This is a genomic window from Deinococcus frigens DSM 12807 (genome assembly GCF_000701425.1).
GTDB classification, from domain to species: domain Bacteria; phylum Deinococcota; class Deinococci; order Deinococcales; family Deinococcaceae; genus Deinococcus; species Deinococcus frigens.
Genome location: NZ_JNIW01000008.1, coordinates 85,307 through 97,478 on the forward strand (window position 1 = coordinate 85,307; position 12,172 = coordinate 97,478).

A 12,172-nucleotide genomic window follows, 5' to 3' on the forward strand; every position below is an offset into this window, starting at 1 on the left:
CGCGCCCCGGCCTCCTCCTTACCTGTGGATTTTTATTTCATCCCGTCCTGAATGCGCCCATAGACCTCATCCATGCTGCCCACCCCGTCAATATGCTTTAACTGACCGCGTGCGCCGTAATAGTCGATCAACGGCTGGGTCTGCTTGCGGTAGACCTCCTGGCGTTTGCGGGCCACTTCCTCGGTGTCGTCGCTGCGGCCTGTTCCACCGTCTTCGGCGGCCTTTTTCCCGCGCGCCACGATACGCTCGATCAGCAGTTCGTCGGGGACTTCGAGCAGCGGAACGTGGTTTACAGGCGCGCCCAGTTCTTCGAGCAGCACATCCAGTTCCTCGGCCTGCGCGCTGGTGCGCGGAAAACCGTCGAAAATGACGCGCACGCCTTCCATATCGGCCAGGCGGTCTCGGATCAGCGCAATCAGGATGTCGTCGGGGACCAGTTGGCCCGCGTCCATGATGGGCTTGATCCGCTGGCCCAGCTCGGTACCGCGGTCTTGATGATCGCGCAGAATATCACCGGTGCTGATCTTGACCAGATGCTGCTCGGCGGCCAGCCGCTCGGCCTGCGTGCCCTTTCCAGCACCGGGTGGCCCCAGAAAAATAACAACTTTGTTTTTCGGTTGAGTCACTGCGTTCCTCCATAAGTTAATGGTCAGTTTAGCGGCTGCTTCCCGCCTGTGCCCCTCGCCTGCCCAGCCCACCCGCGTTCCCGCGTGGGTAACGGAAGGGGTCAGGGTGAAACGAAGAACCGCCCCCGAACAGGCAGGCGGCTCATTTCTCGCTTATCGGCTCAATTGTTCAGACGTCCGCGAATCCGGCCCTTGCTGATGAAGCCGTCATAGCGGCGCACGGTCAGTTGGGCCTCCAACTGTTTGAGGGTTTCCAGCGCCACACCCACGATGATCAGCAGGCCCGTGCCGGAGAACTGGAAGGTGGTGATGCCGGTGATGCGCTGCACGATCTGCGGAATGACGGTCAGCACCACCAGGAAGATCGCGCCCCACAGGCTCAGGCGGCTGCTGATGCCGCCCAGGTACTCGGTGGTGGGTGTGCCGGGCCGCACGCCGGGAATGAAACCCCCGGCCTCGCGGAGCTGCTCGGCAATCCGCTTGGGGTCAAACTGCACGCTGTTGTACAGGTACGTGAACCCAAAGATCAGCGTGGCCTCCAGCAGGATGTACAGCGGCTGCCCGAACACCAGATTGGAGTTGAGCCAGGCGCTCACCCCCGGCGCGCGGGTGGCCGTGGCGCTGGCGATCAGGTTGGGAATGATCAGCATGGCGCTGGCGAAGATCACCGGGATCACGCCGGCCTGGTTGACCTTGATGGGCAGCCAGGTGGCCTGCCCCGCACCCTGCTGTTTTGCCGCAGAAGCCGAACCGGCAGCCGCCGTGGGTGCGCCGCCCCGCGCACGCGCGTAAGTGACCGGCACCCGCCGCTCGCCCTGATACACGTACACGATGCCCGCAATGGTCACCAGAATGATGGCGATAAAGGCCAGCAAGGACAGCAGTTGCACCTGATCGGAGCGGAACAGTTGTGCGGTGTTGGCGATTTCACGTGGGTAGGCCGAGATAATGCCCACCGTGATGATCAGCGAAATGCCGTTGCCCACGCCGACCTCGGTGATGCGCTCGCCGATCCACATGGTGAAGGCGATGCCCGCCACCTGGGTCAGCACCATGACCAGCACCGTGAACAGACCCGGCGTCCAGCCCACCGCGACATACGCCGCGTTACTGGTCACGAACAGCGAAAAGAACAGCGCCTGCACCGCGCCCAGGCCCACCGCCGAGTAGCGGGTGAACTGGTTGATCTTCTTACGGCCTTCCTCCCCCTCCTTGGACAGCTTTTCCAGGGCGGGGATGGTGGTGGTCATGAGCTGGATCACGATGCTGGCCGTGATGTACGGCAGCACCCCCAGCGCAAAAATGGAGAACTGCGAGAGATTGCCCCCAGAGATCATGCTGATCAAACCGAACAGGCCGCCGGAGGTGGCGTTGCTCAGCGCGGCAGTGTTGACGCCTGGGGTGGGAATGGTGCTTCCCAGGCGGTACACCGCCAGCAGCAGCAGGGTAAAGACAATCTTCCGCTGGAGATCCGGAATCCGGAACGCGTCGCGGAAGGCGCGCAGCATGTTAGCTGGCCTGCCTGGCTGCGGCGGCGCGGGCGGCGGCGCGTTCTTCCTTGTTGGGGGCCGCAGGCTTGGGGGTGGGCAACACGACGCTGCCGCCCGACGCCTCGACGGCCTTGATGGCGGCCTGACTGGCGGCGTCCACATGTACGGTCACCGCGCGGGTCAGCTCACCGCTGGCAAGCAGCTTGACCGGACGGTTCTTGCGGCGCACCAGACCAACCAGTTCCAGCACCGTGCGGTCAAAGGTGTCGGCTCCCTCGATCTCGTTGAGCTGCGAGAGCTTTACGACCTCGTAGGTGGTGCCGACGTTGTTGAAGCCGCGCTTGGGCAGGCGGCTGATCAGCGTGCTGCGGCCACCCTCGAAAAACGAACCTTTACCAGCGCCGCTGCGCGACTTCTGGCCCTTGTGACCACGTCCGGCGGTCTTGTCGGTGCCGCCGGGGCCACGGCCCACGCGCTTCCTAGGCTTGCGGCTGCCCTCGGCGGGCTTCAGATCGTGGAGCTTCATGCTTCCACCTCCAGCAGGTGCTGAACGGTGCGTACCATGCCGCGCAGGGCGGGGGTGTCGCTGACCTCACGGCTGTCGCCGATGCGCCTGAGGCCCAGCGCCTTAACGGTGTCTACCTGATTCTGGGGACGCCCGATCACGCTGCGCCTCAGGGTGATTCTGATGGCCTTACCTTCTGGCTGTACAGTCATTATTGCGCTCCTCCGGCTTCAGCCGCGCCCGCCTGGGTGGTGGCCGACTGGGCAGCAGGGGTCTGAACGGGCTGGGCCGTGCGGGTCACATCGGTGCCGCGCAATGCACGCACCTGCTTGGCCGTCCGCAGATTGCGCAGACCGTCAAACACGGCGTAGGCCACGTTGATCTTGTTGCGGCTGCCGATTTCCTTGGACAGCAGGTTCGTGATGCCCGCGAGTTCGGCAATCGAGCGCGGCACGGTCCCAGCGATCACGCCCGTACCGGGGCCTGCGGGCTTGAGCAGCACCTGAGACGTGCTGTTGACGCCCACGATGTCGTGCGGAATGGTGCCGTTCTCGACCGGCACCATGATCATGTTCTTCTTGGCGATGCTCTTGGCCTTCTCGATGGCCACAGGCACTTCCTTGGCCTTACCGATGCCCATGCCCACGCGGCCATTGCGGTCACCCAGAATCACCAGCGCGGCAAAACGGAAACGGCGTCCGCCCTGATAGGTCTTGGAGGTGCGGTTGACGAACAGCATCTTTTCTTCAAATTCGCTGCTTTCGCGGTCCGCGTTGCGGTCATTTCTACGATTAAAAGTCAAGGCCACCCTCCCGCGCCGCGTCTGCGAGCGCCTTCACGCGTCCGTGGAAACGGTACTGCCCACGGTCAAAAACCACCTGCTTGACGCCCTTTTCGGACGCAGCTTCGGCCAGGGCCTTGCCCACGGCAGCGGCGGTCTCGGACTTGGTGCCGCCCATCAGCTTGGCGCTGCTGGCGGCGGCCAGCGTGGTGCCACTGGCGTCGTCGATGATCTGGGCGTAGATGTGCTTGCTGGAGCGGAACACGCTCAGGCGGGGGCGTACCCCGGCGGCAACGCGGACCTTGCGGCGCGCGCGCAGCTTGCGGCGGACAGTATTCTGAGCGGCCATTATTTCTTCCCTTTCCCGCCCGTCGCACCGGCTTTACCGGCCTTCAGGGCAATCTTCTCGCCAAGGAAACGCACACCCTTGCCGTGGTAGGCATCGGGCTTGCGGACCTTGCGGACGTTGGCGGCCACCTGGCCGACGAGCTGCTTGTCGATGCCGCTCACGTCGATCTTGGTGGGTTCGGGCACGGTGAAGCTCACGCCCTCCGGCGGCTGAATCACCACGGGGTGGCTATAACCGATGGTCATCTCCAGCGCCCGCCCGGCCAGCTTGGCGCGGTAACCGACGCCACGCAGTTCCAGGTTAATGACGAAGCCGTCGCTGACGCCCTTGACGGCGTTAAAGACCAGGCTGCGGGTCAGGCCGTGCAGCGCACGGTGGCGCTGGGCGTCGCTGGGACGCTCGACCAGAATCTGATCGCCGTCCTGCTTGATGGTCAGCTCGGTGTTGTAGGGAACGCTGAGTTCGCCTTTTGGCCCCTTGACCTTGAACACGCCGCCATCGACGCTGTAGGTCACGCCGCTGGGCATGGGGATGGGTGTTTTACCAATTCGGGACATGAAGTCCTCCTTGCCTTAAGTCAGTGCTGGACGCAGTGCATCTCAGTCTGAGGTCAGGTATTTGTGGTTTGGGGGCGGCCCCTGACCAGTTTTCGAGCAGCTCAGGCTAAAAAAGCTCAGATCACCAGAGAACGCAGACGACTTCGCCGCCCACGCCCTGCTTGCGGGCTTCCCGGTCCGGCAACAGACCACGGGATGTCGACACCACGGCCACACCCAGGCCGCGCTGGATGCGGGGCAGGTTGTCGGCGCTCACGTAGGCGCGGCGGCCCGGACGCGAGATGCGCTCGATGTGCTTGATGACCTGCTCGCGCTTCTGACCGTACTTGAGGGTCACGCGCAGCACGTCGAACTTCTGGCCCTCGGGGACCAGGCGCTCGTAGGAAGCCACGTAGCCTTCCTTGACCAGCAGCTTGGCCAGTTCTTCCTTGAATTTGGAGGCCGGGATATCCACGGTCTCCTTAAATGTGCGCGTCGCGTTGCGAACGCGCGTGAGCATGTCAGCGATAGGATCACTCAGCATGTGTCTCCTCCAGAGGCGCGGCGCTGGCCACTGCCCCGGCAGGTGCGGCCCACGTCAGATGACATGGACTGCGGTTCTCCCCGTTGGAACGCTTGGCGGAAAAATTGCCGCCGATCCTTCTGTTGGGTGGGAAACCTCCACTGGACGATCACCATTCAAAATTGGACGGTTCGTATCCAGAGGGGTACAGCACGAACATTACCGCAACGGGTGCGGCAAGGAAGAAGTGTATCAGGTGGGGGCGGGGGTTGGCAATGGTGGGCGCTCAGGCACAAGTCGCTGGCTGCAAAAAAACTCAGGCATTGGAAGCGCAGCAAGCCGAAAGCCGGACCCCACTCAATCAACTTCGCTGCCAACTCCCCTTGAAGGGAGCCAGAAATCGCAATGCATCTGCTACGTAGAAATCCCTTGCCTCCCTTCTGAGGGGAGGTGCCCCAGAGGGGCGGACGGGTTGAATCGCAGGAGCTACCCCAGAAATAAGCCCAAAGAAAAACCCCCCAACCGGGGAGTCTCTTTTTACTTCATAGTGGGTGCTGATTACCAGCTCGCTTTCTTCACGCCGGGCAGCTCGCCCTTGTGCGCCATCTCGCGGATGCAGATGCGGCACATGCCGAAGAAGCGGTAGTAACTGCGGGCACGGCCACAGCGCGAGCAGCGGCTGTAATCCTGCACTTTGAACTTGTGGCCGCGCGCCGCCTTGACAACTTTAGAGGTATTCGCCATAACTTCCTTTGCCCCCGCCTTACTTGCGGAAGGGCAGGCCCATGCCTTGCAGCAGGGCGCGGGCTTCTTCGTCGGTCTTGGCGGAGGTCACAATAGTGATGTCCATGCCGCGCACCTTGTCGACCATATCATAGGTGATTTCGGGGAAAATCAGTTGCTCTTTAATGCCCAGGTTGTAATTGCCCCGGCCATCGAAGGCGTTGGGATTGATCCCACGGAAATCGCGGATGCGGGGCAGGCCGATATTGATCAGCTTTTCCAGGAACACGTACATGCGCTCGCCGCGCAGCGTGACCTTGATGCCCACCGGCATGCCCTGACGCAGCTTGAAGTTGGAGATGCTCTTTTTGGCCTTGGTGACAATCGGCTTTTGCAGCGTGATCAGGCCCAGCTCCTTGGCCGCCTTGTCGATGGCCTTGCTGTCTTCCTTGGCGCTGCCCAGGCCCTCATTGACCACGATCTTCTCGATGCGCGGCACGGCCATCACGGAGGAGTAGCTGAACTGCTGCATCATCGCGGGCTTGACCGTTTCGTTGTATTTAGCTTTGAGCTGTTGCATGTGCCTACCTTTCGGGCGGACGGGTCGCCCAGGTCACGCACAGTGGCGTGACCCTGGAATTCAGTCGATGTTCTTGCCGCTCGCCACGGCCACGCGGACTTTCTTGCCGTCCACGATGGCGCGGCGAATGCGCGTGGCCTTGCCGGTTTCGGGGTCCACGATGGACACCTTGCTGGCGTGCAGGGCCAGCTCGCGCTGTTCCTGGCCACCATTCGGGTTGCCCGCACTCGGCTTGACGTTCTTGGTGACCATGTTCACGCCTTCCACGACGACCTTCTGGTCACGCGGCAGGGCCAACAAAACCTTGCCGGTCTGGCCCCGGTGCTTGCCGCTCAGGACGACAACGTTGTCGCCCTTCTTGACGTGCAGCTTATCGTTGTGGTGGCTTCCGGCGCTTGGGCGGGGCATTACAGCACCTCCGGGGCCAGGGATACGATCTTCATAAAGCGGCGGTCACGCAGCTCACGGGCCACCGGCCCGAAGACGCGGGTGCCGCGAGGCTCGCCCTGGTTGTTGATGATGACGGCAGCGTTCTTGTCGAAGCGGATGGTGCTGCCGTCGGCGCGCTTGATGGCGTGCGCAGTGCGGACGATCACGGCTTTCACCACGTCGCCGGACTTGACGGCTCCGCGCGGCGCAGAGTCCTTGACGCTGGCGACAATGATGTCTCCGACGTTGGCAAACTTCTTGTTGCCGCCGCCGCCGGTGGTCAGGCCCTTGCCACCGATGCTGGAATTCAGCACGCGGATGCACATGATTTCACGCGCGCCGCTGTTGTCGGCCACGTCCAGACGGGATTGGGTCTGAATCATGCCTCACCCCCGGCCAGTTCGGTTTCCACAGCCGTCGTCTCAATGCCGCGCGGGCGCTCGATCAGGCGCGTGACCTTCCAGGTCTTGGTCTTGGAAATGGGGCGCACCGCCACGATCTCCACGCGGTCACCTAGCTTGTATTCGTTGGTCTCGTCATGCGCGGCGTACTTGTTGCTGCGCGTAACGACCTTGCCGTACAGCGGGTGGGCGAAGCGGCGCTCCACCTTGACGCTGACCGTCTTGTCGGCCTTGTCGCTGACGACGGTGCCGGTAAAGGTCTTCTTCATGCCTGCTCTCCCTGCCCACTCTTGGCGGCACCGCTACTGGCCTGCTGATGCCGGATGGTATTGAGCTGGGCCACTTCGCGGCGAAGCTGCGTGACGCGGTGGGGCTTTTCCAGGTTGCCCATGGCCGCCTGGAAGCGCAGCTCCATCAGTTCTTTCTTGCGGGACTCGATCTCGGAGGCGAATTGGGTGGCCCCCAGCTCGCGCATCTCACTGGACTTCATCGTAAACCTCGCGCTTGACCATCTTGGTCTGGATGGGCAGCTTGTGGCCGGCCAGACGGAAGGCTTCCTTGGCCTGGGCCTCGGTCACGCCGGAGACCTCGAACATCACGCGGCCCGGCTTCACAACGCTGACCCAGAACTCCACTGCGCCCTTGCCCTTGCCCATTCGGGTTTCGGCAGGCTTCTTGGTGACGGGCTTGTCCGGGAAAATGCGGATGTAGATCTTACCGCCGCGCCGGAAATGACGGCTCATGACGATGCGGCAGGCCTCGATCTGGTTGCTGCGGATCCAGGCGGGTTCCACGGCGATCAGGCCGTAGTCGCCAAAGGCCACGTAATCGCCGCCCTTGGCATCCCCGGTCATCCGGCCACGGTGCTGCTTGCGGTACTTGGTGCGCTTGGGAAGAAGCATCATTCACCTCCGGGACGGCGGCGTCCTGCGGCGGGACGGCGGCGGTTGGGACGGTCCCCATCTTCGCGGCGGGGGCGGTCATCGCGGCCCTTGGGGCGGGCCAGGGTCTCGGTCTTGCCCCCGATCACCTCGCCGTTGAAGACCAGTACCTTGATGCCCAGGATGCCGTATGAGGTGCGGGCCAGCGCGGTGCCGTAGTCGATGTCGGCGCGCAGGGTGTGCAGCGGCACACGGCCTTCCAGGACCTTCTCGGTGCGCGCCTGCTCGGCCCCACCCAGACGGCCCGAGAGCACGATCTTGACGCCACGTGCGCCGGATTCCATCACGCGCTGTGCGGCCTGCTTCATGGCGCGGCGGAAGGCGAAACGGCGCTCGATCTGCTCGGCGATCCGCAGGGCCACCAGCGGCGCGCTGATGTTGGGGTTGGGGATCTCGGCGACGTTCACTGCCACCGTGCCCGCAGTGACCAGACGCTCGATGTCGCCGCGCAGGCCCTTGATGCTGTCCCCGCCCTTGCCGATCACGATGCCGGGTTTGGCGGCGCTGATGATCACGTTGACCTGCTGACCGGCGCGCTCGATCTCCACGCGGGCGATGCCAGCGGCAGACAGCTTCTTGTCGATCAGCTTGCGGATCTTCTCGTCTTCCCGCAAGAGTCCGGCGTACTGCTTTTTGCCGGCGTACCAGCGGCTGTTCCAGCCACGGGTGATGCCCAGGCGGAAGCCGTTCGGGTTGATTTTATTGCCCATATTAGTTGCGCCCCTTGTTTCCAGTGCGGCCCGTTTCGGCCTCGCCCACGATGATGGTGATGTGGCTGGTGCGCTTCTTGAGGATGTTGGCGCTGCCGCGTGCACGGGGGATCAACCGCTTGAGGGTCGGTCCTGCGTCCACGTAGGCCGCCGTGATGACCAGACGGTCCTCGAGCATCTCATCGTTGTGCAGCGCGTTGTGCTTGGCGCTGTTCAGGGCCTTGCTGACCGGCTCGGAGGCCGCGCGCGGAATGAAGCGCAGCAGGTCCTCGGCGTCACGCACGCTCTTGCCCCGGATCACGTCGACGACCAGGCGCACCTTGCGGGGGCTGATGCGGACGTACTTGGCCACGGCGTAACCGGGACGGCGCAGCTTGACGAGCTGCTTGCGCTCTTTCTTGTTGCGGTAGGTCTGCTCGGGAGCAGTAGTGGAAGAGGTGGCAGCGGTCATTTCTTCTTGCTCCCCTTGCTGCTCTTCTCGGAGCCGTGGCCCCGGTAGCTGCGGGTGGGCGAGAACTCGCCGAGCTTGTGGCCGATCATCTGCTCGTTGACGAACACCGGGATGTGCTGCCTGCCGTTATGCACGGCGATGGTGTGGCCGATCATCTCGGGAACCACGGTGGAGCGGCGTGACCACGTTTTAATCACGCGCTTGTCTTTCTTCTCGTTCTGGGCGTCCACCTTTTGCAGCAGGTGGCCGTCCACGAACGGGCCTTTCTTGAGGCTACGGGGCATAAGGTTCGCCCTCCTTACTTCCCGCCGCGGCGGGTGATGATGAAGCGGTCAGAGACCTTGCGCTTGCGGCGGGTCTTCAGGCCCTTGCTGGGCTGGCCCCAGGGGGAGACGGGCACGCGGCCTGCGCCGGTGCGGCCCTCACCACCGCCGTGTGGGTGATCCACCGGGTTCATGGCGCTGCCTCGCTGGTGCGGCTTGCGGCCCAGCCAACGGCTGCGTCCGGCCTTGCCGAGGTTGATGTTCTTGTGTTCGGCGTTGCCCACGGTGCCGATGGTGGCGTAGCACTCGCTGTGCACGCGGCGCAGCTCGCCGCTGGGCAGACGCAGGATCACGTAGTCGCTTTCCTTGCCCTGCACCTGAATGCTGGTGCCTGCGCTGCGGGCCATCTGAGCGCCCTTGCCGGGAACCAGTTCCACGCTGTGCACCACCGCGCCGACTGGCACGAAACGCAGCGGCAGGGCGTGGCCCAGCTTGGGTTCGGCCTCGGGGCCAGCGTTGACCTTTGCGCCCACCTTCAGGCCCTCGGGGGCCAGGATGTAGCGCTTCTCGCCGTCGGCGTAGTGCAGCAGGGCGATGCGGGCGCTGCGGTTGGGATCGTACTCAATCGCGGCGACCACGGCGACCACACCGGACTTGTCGCGGCGCTTGAAGTCGATGATGCGGTACAGACGCTTGTGCCCGCCGCCGATAAAGCGGCTGGTGATACGGCCCCGGTTGTTGCGCCCACCGGACTTGGAAATGCCCTCGGTCAGCGCTTTTTCGGGGCGCTTCTTGGTCAGCCCACTGAAGTCGGCGGTCGTCATCTGACGGCGCGACGGGGTATACGGACGGTACTTTTTAACGGCCATATTCAATCTCTCCCTAGGCCTGGCCTTCGAGTTGCTCGATGCGCTGACCCTCGGCGAGACGGACCACGGCCTTCTTGCGGTCGTTGCGGGTTCCCATGAACTTGCCCACGCGCTTCTGCTTGCCGCGCACGTTCATGGTGCTGATGCCCACGATGGACACATCAAAGGCGCGCTGGATGGCGCTCTTGATCTCGGTCTTGGTGGCCTTGGGGCTGACCCAGAACGAGTAGACGCCGCGCTCCATGCCCGCGTAGGCCTTCTCGCTGATCACCGGCTGGTGGATGATGTCGTAGTAGCTCATGCGGCACCCTCTCCTTCAGTCTGCTCGTCCTGCGCAGGCTCCAGCGCCACAGCGTCAATCACCAGGCGGTCATGGCGCAGGATGTCGTAGGCGTTCAGACCCGCGACGGGCAGCACGGTCACCCACGGCACGTTGCGCGCGGCCTGACGGGCCACGGCGTCGTCGGTCACCAGCAGCACGCTCTCGCTGCCGCTCATGCCGTTGTCAGTCGCCCAGGCGATAAAGCCCTTGGTCTTGCCGTCCAGACCAAAGCCGTCCACGGCGGTGAGCATGCCTTCCTGCTCACGGTCCGAGAGGGCCATCGCCAGGCCGAGCTGACGCACCTTGCGTGGCAGGGTGTAGCCGTAGTTGCGGGGCTTGGGGCCAAAGGCCACGCCGCCGCCCACAAAGGTCGGAACCGTGCGGTCGCCGTGGCGGGCGTTGCCCGTTCCCTTCTGACCGTACATCTTCTTGCCAGTGGCACTGACCTGCGCGCGGGTCTTGGTGCTGGCCGTGCCACGGCGGCGGCTGGCGAGCTGCCAGGTGACCACCTCGTGCAGCACGTGCTTATTGGCTTCGGGCAGGTCCAGGCTGATCTGACGACCACCGTTCTGTCCGACGACGTTAATCTGCGCCATGTTTACTTGCCTCCCTTGGAGGTGCGCATCTTCACAGCGCCGCGCAGGATCACGAGGCCGCCGTTGGCACCGGGAATCGCGCCCTTGACCAGGATCAGGTTTTCACCGGCGCGCACTTCCACCACTTCCAGGTTCTGGACGGTCACGCGGTCCATGCCCATGTGTCCGGCCATCTTCTTGCCCTTGTACACGCGGCCTGGCGTCTTGCGCTGGCCGATGGAGCCGGGACGGCGGTGCCACTTCTTGGTGCCGTGGCTGCCGGGGCCACCGGCAAAGTGCCATCTCTTGATGACGCCCTGAAAGCCCTTGCCCTTGCTGGTGCCGGTGGCGTCGATCTTCTCGCCCTCGGCGAAGATGTCCACGCTGACCGTGTCACCCTCGGGGGCAAAGTCGCGGAATTCACGCAGGAAGCGCACAGGGGACACCCCGGCCTTCTTGAAGTGGCCCATCGCCGGGCGGTTGACCTTGCGCTCCGCCTTGGGGGCAAAGCCGATCTGCACGGCCTCGTAGCCGTCGGTCTGGGCGGTCTTGCGCTGCACGACGGGGCAGGGGCCAGCCAGCACCACAGTGACCGGAACGGCGCGGTCGCCCTTCCAGATCTGGGTCATGCCGATTTTGGTTCCCAGCAGGCCCTTCACGCGCGGCCTCCCACCGTCTTGATTTCAATGTCCACGCCGGTGGGCAGGTCCAGGGTCATCAAGGAGTCGATGGTCTTCTTGGTGGGGTTCATGATGTCCACCAAACGGTTGTGGGTGCGGATTTCAAAGTGCTCGCGGCTGTCCTTGTTGACAAAGGGCGAGCGCAGCACGCAGAAGCGGCGGATGCGGGTCGGAAGCGGCACTGGGCCGCTCACGTCCGCTCCGGTGCGCCGGACGGTGTCCACGATCTTGCTCGCCGACTGGTCCAGCGCCTTGTGGTCGAAACCACGCAGTTTGATACGGATCTTCGGGGCAACCATTGCTATTACTCCAGAACCTTGGTGACGACGCCTGCGCCCACGGTGCGGCCACCTTCACGGATGGCGAAACGCAGACCCTCTTCCATGGCAATCGGCTTGATCAGTTCCACCACAAACGT

Annotated in this window: 24 protein-coding genes; all 24 read right to left on the reverse strand. The window is 63.8% G+C overall.

The features are described from left to right. Positions 1–32 precede the first annotated feature (32 nt). The gene (locus Q322_RS0104760) at positions 33–626 is read right to left on the reverse strand and encodes an adenylate kinase (RefSeq protein ID WP_029476448.1); all 594 of its coding nucleotides are present in this window, start codon (positions 624–626) and stop codon (positions 33–35) included. A gap of 161 nt (positions 627–787) precedes the next feature. Further along, the gene (secY, locus tag Q322_RS0104765; protein ID WP_029476450.1) at positions 788–2,134 is read right to left on the reverse strand and encodes a preprotein translocase subunit SecY; all 1,347 of its coding nucleotides are present in this window, start codon (positions 2,132–2,134) and stop codon (positions 788–790) included. Between the two features lies 1 nt (position 2,135). Next, entirely contained in the window at positions 2,136–2,642 is a 507-nt protein-coding gene (rplO, locus tag Q322_RS0104770; protein WP_034417600.1) for a 50S ribosomal protein L15, read from the reverse strand. Continuing rightward, positions 2,639–2,806, reverse strand: coding sequence for a 50S ribosomal protein L30 (gene rpmD, locus Q322_RS0104775; protein WP_029476453.1), 168 nt, complete (start codon positions 2,804–2,806; stop codon positions 2,639–2,641). Before rpmD ends, rplO begins: the two co-directional genes overlap by 4 nt. A 26-nt stretch (positions 2,807–2,832) precedes the next feature. Continuing rightward, positions 2,833–3,423, reverse strand: coding sequence for a 30S ribosomal protein S5 (gene rpsE, locus Q322_RS0104780; RefSeq protein ID WP_034417624.1), 591 nt, complete (start codon positions 3,421–3,423; stop codon positions 2,833–2,835). Next, positions 3,413–3,751 carry a 50S ribosomal protein L18 gene (gene rplR, locus Q322_RS0104785; protein ID WP_029476456.1) on the reverse strand — a complete coding sequence of 113 codons (339 nt, stop codon included), beginning with the start codon at positions 3,749–3,751 and terminating at the stop codon, positions 3,413–3,415. Before rplR ends, rpsE begins: the two co-directional genes overlap by 11 nt. Next, a complete protein-coding gene (rplF, locus tag Q322_RS0104790) occupies positions 3,751–4,308 on the reverse strand; it encodes a 50S ribosomal protein L6 (RefSeq protein ID WP_029476458.1) in 558 nt (185 codons plus the stop codon). Before rplF ends, rplR begins: the two co-directional genes overlap by 1 nt. Positions 4,309–4,429: 121 nt before the next feature. Beyond that, positions 4,430–4,831 carry a 30S ribosomal protein S8 gene (gene rpsH / locus Q322_RS0104795; protein WP_029476461.1) on the reverse strand — a complete coding sequence of 134 codons (402 nt, stop codon included), beginning with the start codon at positions 4,829–4,831 and terminating at the stop codon, positions 4,430–4,432. A 537-nt stretch (positions 4,832–5,368) separates the two neighbouring features. Beyond that, positions 5,369–5,554 carry a type Z 30S ribosomal protein S14 gene (locus tag Q322_RS0104800; protein ID WP_029476463.1) on the reverse strand — a complete coding sequence of 62 codons (186 nt, stop codon included), beginning with the start codon at positions 5,552–5,554 and terminating at the stop codon, positions 5,369–5,371. Between the two features lie 19 nt (positions 5,555–5,573). After that, a complete protein-coding gene (gene rplE, locus Q322_RS0104805) occupies positions 5,574–6,113 on the reverse strand; it encodes a 50S ribosomal protein L5 (RefSeq protein WP_029476465.1) in 540 nt (179 codons plus the stop codon). A 60-nt stretch (positions 6,114–6,173) separates the two neighbouring features. Next, positions 6,174–6,521 carry a 50S ribosomal protein L24 gene (gene rplX / locus Q322_RS0104810; RefSeq protein WP_029476466.1) on the reverse strand — a complete coding sequence of 116 codons (348 nt, stop codon included), beginning with the start codon at positions 6,519–6,521 and terminating at the stop codon, positions 6,174–6,176. Beyond that, positions 6,521–6,925: a 50S ribosomal protein L14 gene (rplN, locus tag Q322_RS0104815; protein WP_029476468.1), complete on the reverse strand. Its 405-nt coding sequence runs from the start codon at positions 6,923–6,925 to the stop codon at positions 6,521–6,523. Before rplN ends, rplX begins: the two co-directional genes overlap by 1 nt. Next, complete coding sequence (gene rpsQ / locus Q322_RS0104820) at positions 6,922–7,212, reverse strand: 30S ribosomal protein S17 (RefSeq protein ID WP_029476470.1); 291 nt, start codon at positions 7,210–7,212, stop codon at positions 6,922–6,924. Before rpsQ ends, rplN begins: the two co-directional genes overlap by 4 nt. Beyond that, positions 7,209–7,433, reverse strand: coding sequence for a 50S ribosomal protein L29 (gene rpmC, locus Q322_RS0104825; protein ID WP_029476472.1), 225 nt, complete (start codon positions 7,431–7,433; stop codon positions 7,209–7,211). Before rpmC ends, rpsQ begins: the two co-directional genes overlap by 4 nt. Then, positions 7,420–7,845 (reverse strand): 50S ribosomal protein L16, encoded by a 426-nt coding sequence (gene rplP / locus Q322_RS0104830; protein WP_029476473.1) that lies wholly within the window; start codon positions 7,843–7,845, stop codon positions 7,420–7,422. The genes rpmC and rplP overlap by 14 nt, the downstream gene beginning before the upstream one ends. Next, positions 7,845–8,594 carry a 30S ribosomal protein S3 gene (rpsC, locus tag Q322_RS0104835; RefSeq protein WP_029476475.1) on the reverse strand — a complete coding sequence of 250 codons (750 nt, stop codon included), beginning with the start codon at positions 8,592–8,594 and terminating at the stop codon, positions 7,845–7,847. The genes rplP and rpsC overlap by 1 nt, the downstream gene beginning before the upstream one ends. Position 8,595: 1 nt before the next feature. Next, the gene (rplV, locus tag Q322_RS0104840; protein ID WP_084147795.1) at positions 8,596–9,045 is read right to left on the reverse strand and encodes a 50S ribosomal protein L22; all 450 of its coding nucleotides are present in this window, start codon (positions 9,043–9,045) and stop codon (positions 8,596–8,598) included. Continuing rightward, complete coding sequence (rpsS, locus tag Q322_RS0104845) at positions 9,042–9,329, reverse strand: 30S ribosomal protein S19 (RefSeq protein WP_029476479.1); 288 nt, start codon at positions 9,327–9,329, stop codon at positions 9,042–9,044. The genes rplV and rpsS overlap by 4 nt, the downstream gene beginning before the upstream one ends. Positions 9,330–9,343: 14 nt before the next feature. Continuing rightward, entirely contained in the window at positions 9,344–10,177 is an 834-nt protein-coding gene (gene rplB / locus Q322_RS0104850) for a 50S ribosomal protein L2 (RefSeq protein ID WP_029476480.1), read from the reverse strand. A 13-nt stretch (positions 10,178–10,190) separates the two neighbouring features. Next, positions 10,191–10,478 carry a 50S ribosomal protein L23 gene (locus tag Q322_RS0104855; protein ID WP_029476482.1) on the reverse strand — a complete coding sequence of 96 codons (288 nt, stop codon included), beginning with the start codon at positions 10,476–10,478 and terminating at the stop codon, positions 10,191–10,193. After that, a complete protein-coding gene (gene rplD, locus Q322_RS0104860; protein WP_029476484.1) occupies positions 10,475–11,095 on the reverse strand; it encodes a 50S ribosomal protein L4 in 621 nt (206 codons plus the stop codon). The genes Q322_RS0104855 and rplD overlap by 4 nt, the downstream gene beginning before the upstream one ends. A gap of 2 nt (positions 11,096–11,097) precedes the next feature. After that, positions 11,098–11,733: a 50S ribosomal protein L3 gene (rplC, locus tag Q322_RS0104865; protein ID WP_029476486.1), complete on the reverse strand. Its 636-nt coding sequence runs from the start codon at positions 11,731–11,733 to the stop codon at positions 11,098–11,100. Further along, positions 11,730–12,053: a 30S ribosomal protein S10 gene (rpsJ, locus tag Q322_RS0104870; protein WP_014685998.1), complete on the reverse strand. Its 324-nt coding sequence runs from the start codon at positions 12,051–12,053 to the stop codon at positions 11,730–11,732. Before rpsJ ends, rplC begins: the two co-directional genes overlap by 4 nt. A 5-nt stretch (positions 12,054–12,058) precedes the next feature. After that, a partial coding sequence (locus Q322_RS22220) for an EF-Tu C-terminal domain-related protein (RefSeq protein ID WP_156952889.1) occupies positions 12,059–12,172 on the reverse strand: 114 nt, incomplete at its 5' end.

Coding starts and splice junctions, on each gene's coding strand:
- rpsQ (WP_029476470.1), bottom strand. CDS start 7,212: ATGAAGAAGACCTTTACCGGCACCGTCGTCAGCGACAAGGCCGACAAG.
- rpsH (WP_029476461.1), bottom strand. CDS start 4,831: ATGCTGAGTGATCCTATCGCTGACATGCTCACGCGCGTTCGCAACGCG.
- rpsJ (WP_014685998.1), bottom strand. CDS start 12,053: ATGGTTGCCCCGAAGATCCGTATCAAACTGCGTGGTTTCGACCACAAG.
- rplN (WP_029476468.1), bottom strand. CDS start 6,925: ATGATTCAGACCCAATCCCGTCTGGACGTGGCCGACAACAGCGGCGCG.
- rplR (WP_029476456.1), bottom strand. CDS start 3,751: ATGGCCGCTCAGAATACTGTCCGCCGCAAGCTGCGCGCGCGCCGCAAG.
- rplX (WP_029476466.1), bottom strand. CDS start 6,521: ATGCCCCGCCCAAGCGCCGGAAGCCACCACAACGATAAGCTGCACGTC.
- secY (WP_029476450.1), bottom strand. CDS start 2,134: ATGCTGCGCGCCTTCCGCGACGCGTTCCGGATTCCGGATCTCCAGCGG.
- Q322_RS0104800 (WP_029476463.1), bottom strand. CDS start 5,554: ATGGCGAATACCTCTAAAGTTGTCAAGGCGGCGCGCGGCCACAAGTTC.
- rplD (WP_029476484.1), bottom strand. CDS start 11,095: ATGGCGCAGATTAACGTCGTCGGACAGAACGGTGGTCGTCAGATCAGC.
- rplP (WP_029476473.1), bottom strand. CDS start 7,845: ATGCTTCTTCCCAAGCGCACCAAGTACCGCAAGCAGCACCGTGGCCGG.
- rplB (WP_029476480.1), bottom strand. CDS start 10,177: ATGGCCGTTAAAAAGTACCGTCCGTATACCCCGTCGCGCCGTCAGATG.
- rplV (WP_084147795.1), bottom strand. CDS start 9,045: ATGACCGCTGCCACCTCTTCCACTACTGCTCCCGAGCAGACCTACCGC.
- rpsC (WP_029476475.1), bottom strand. CDS start 8,594: ATGGGCAATAAAATCAACCCGAACGGCTTCCGCCTGGGCATCACCCGT.
- rpmC (WP_029476472.1), bottom strand. CDS start 7,433: ATGAAGTCCAGTGAGATGCGCGAGCTGGGGGCCACCCAATTCGCCTCC.
- rplE (WP_029476465.1), bottom strand. CDS start 6,113: ATGCAACAGCTCAAAGCTAAATACAACGAAACGGTCAAGCCCGCGATG.
- rplO (WP_034417600.1), bottom strand. CDS start 2,642: ATGAAGCTCCACGATCTGAAGCCCGCCGAGGGCAGCCGCAAGCCTAGG.
- rpsS (WP_029476479.1), bottom strand. CDS start 9,329: ATGCCCCGTAGCCTCAAGAAAGGCCCGTTCGTGGACGGCCACCTGCTG.
- rplF (WP_029476458.1), bottom strand. CDS start 4,308: ATGTCCCGAATTGGTAAAACACCCATCCCCATGCCCAGCGGCGTGACC.
- Q322_RS0104855 (WP_029476482.1), bottom strand. CDS start 10,478: ATGAGCTACTACGACATCATCCACCAGCCGGTGATCAGCGAGAAGGCC.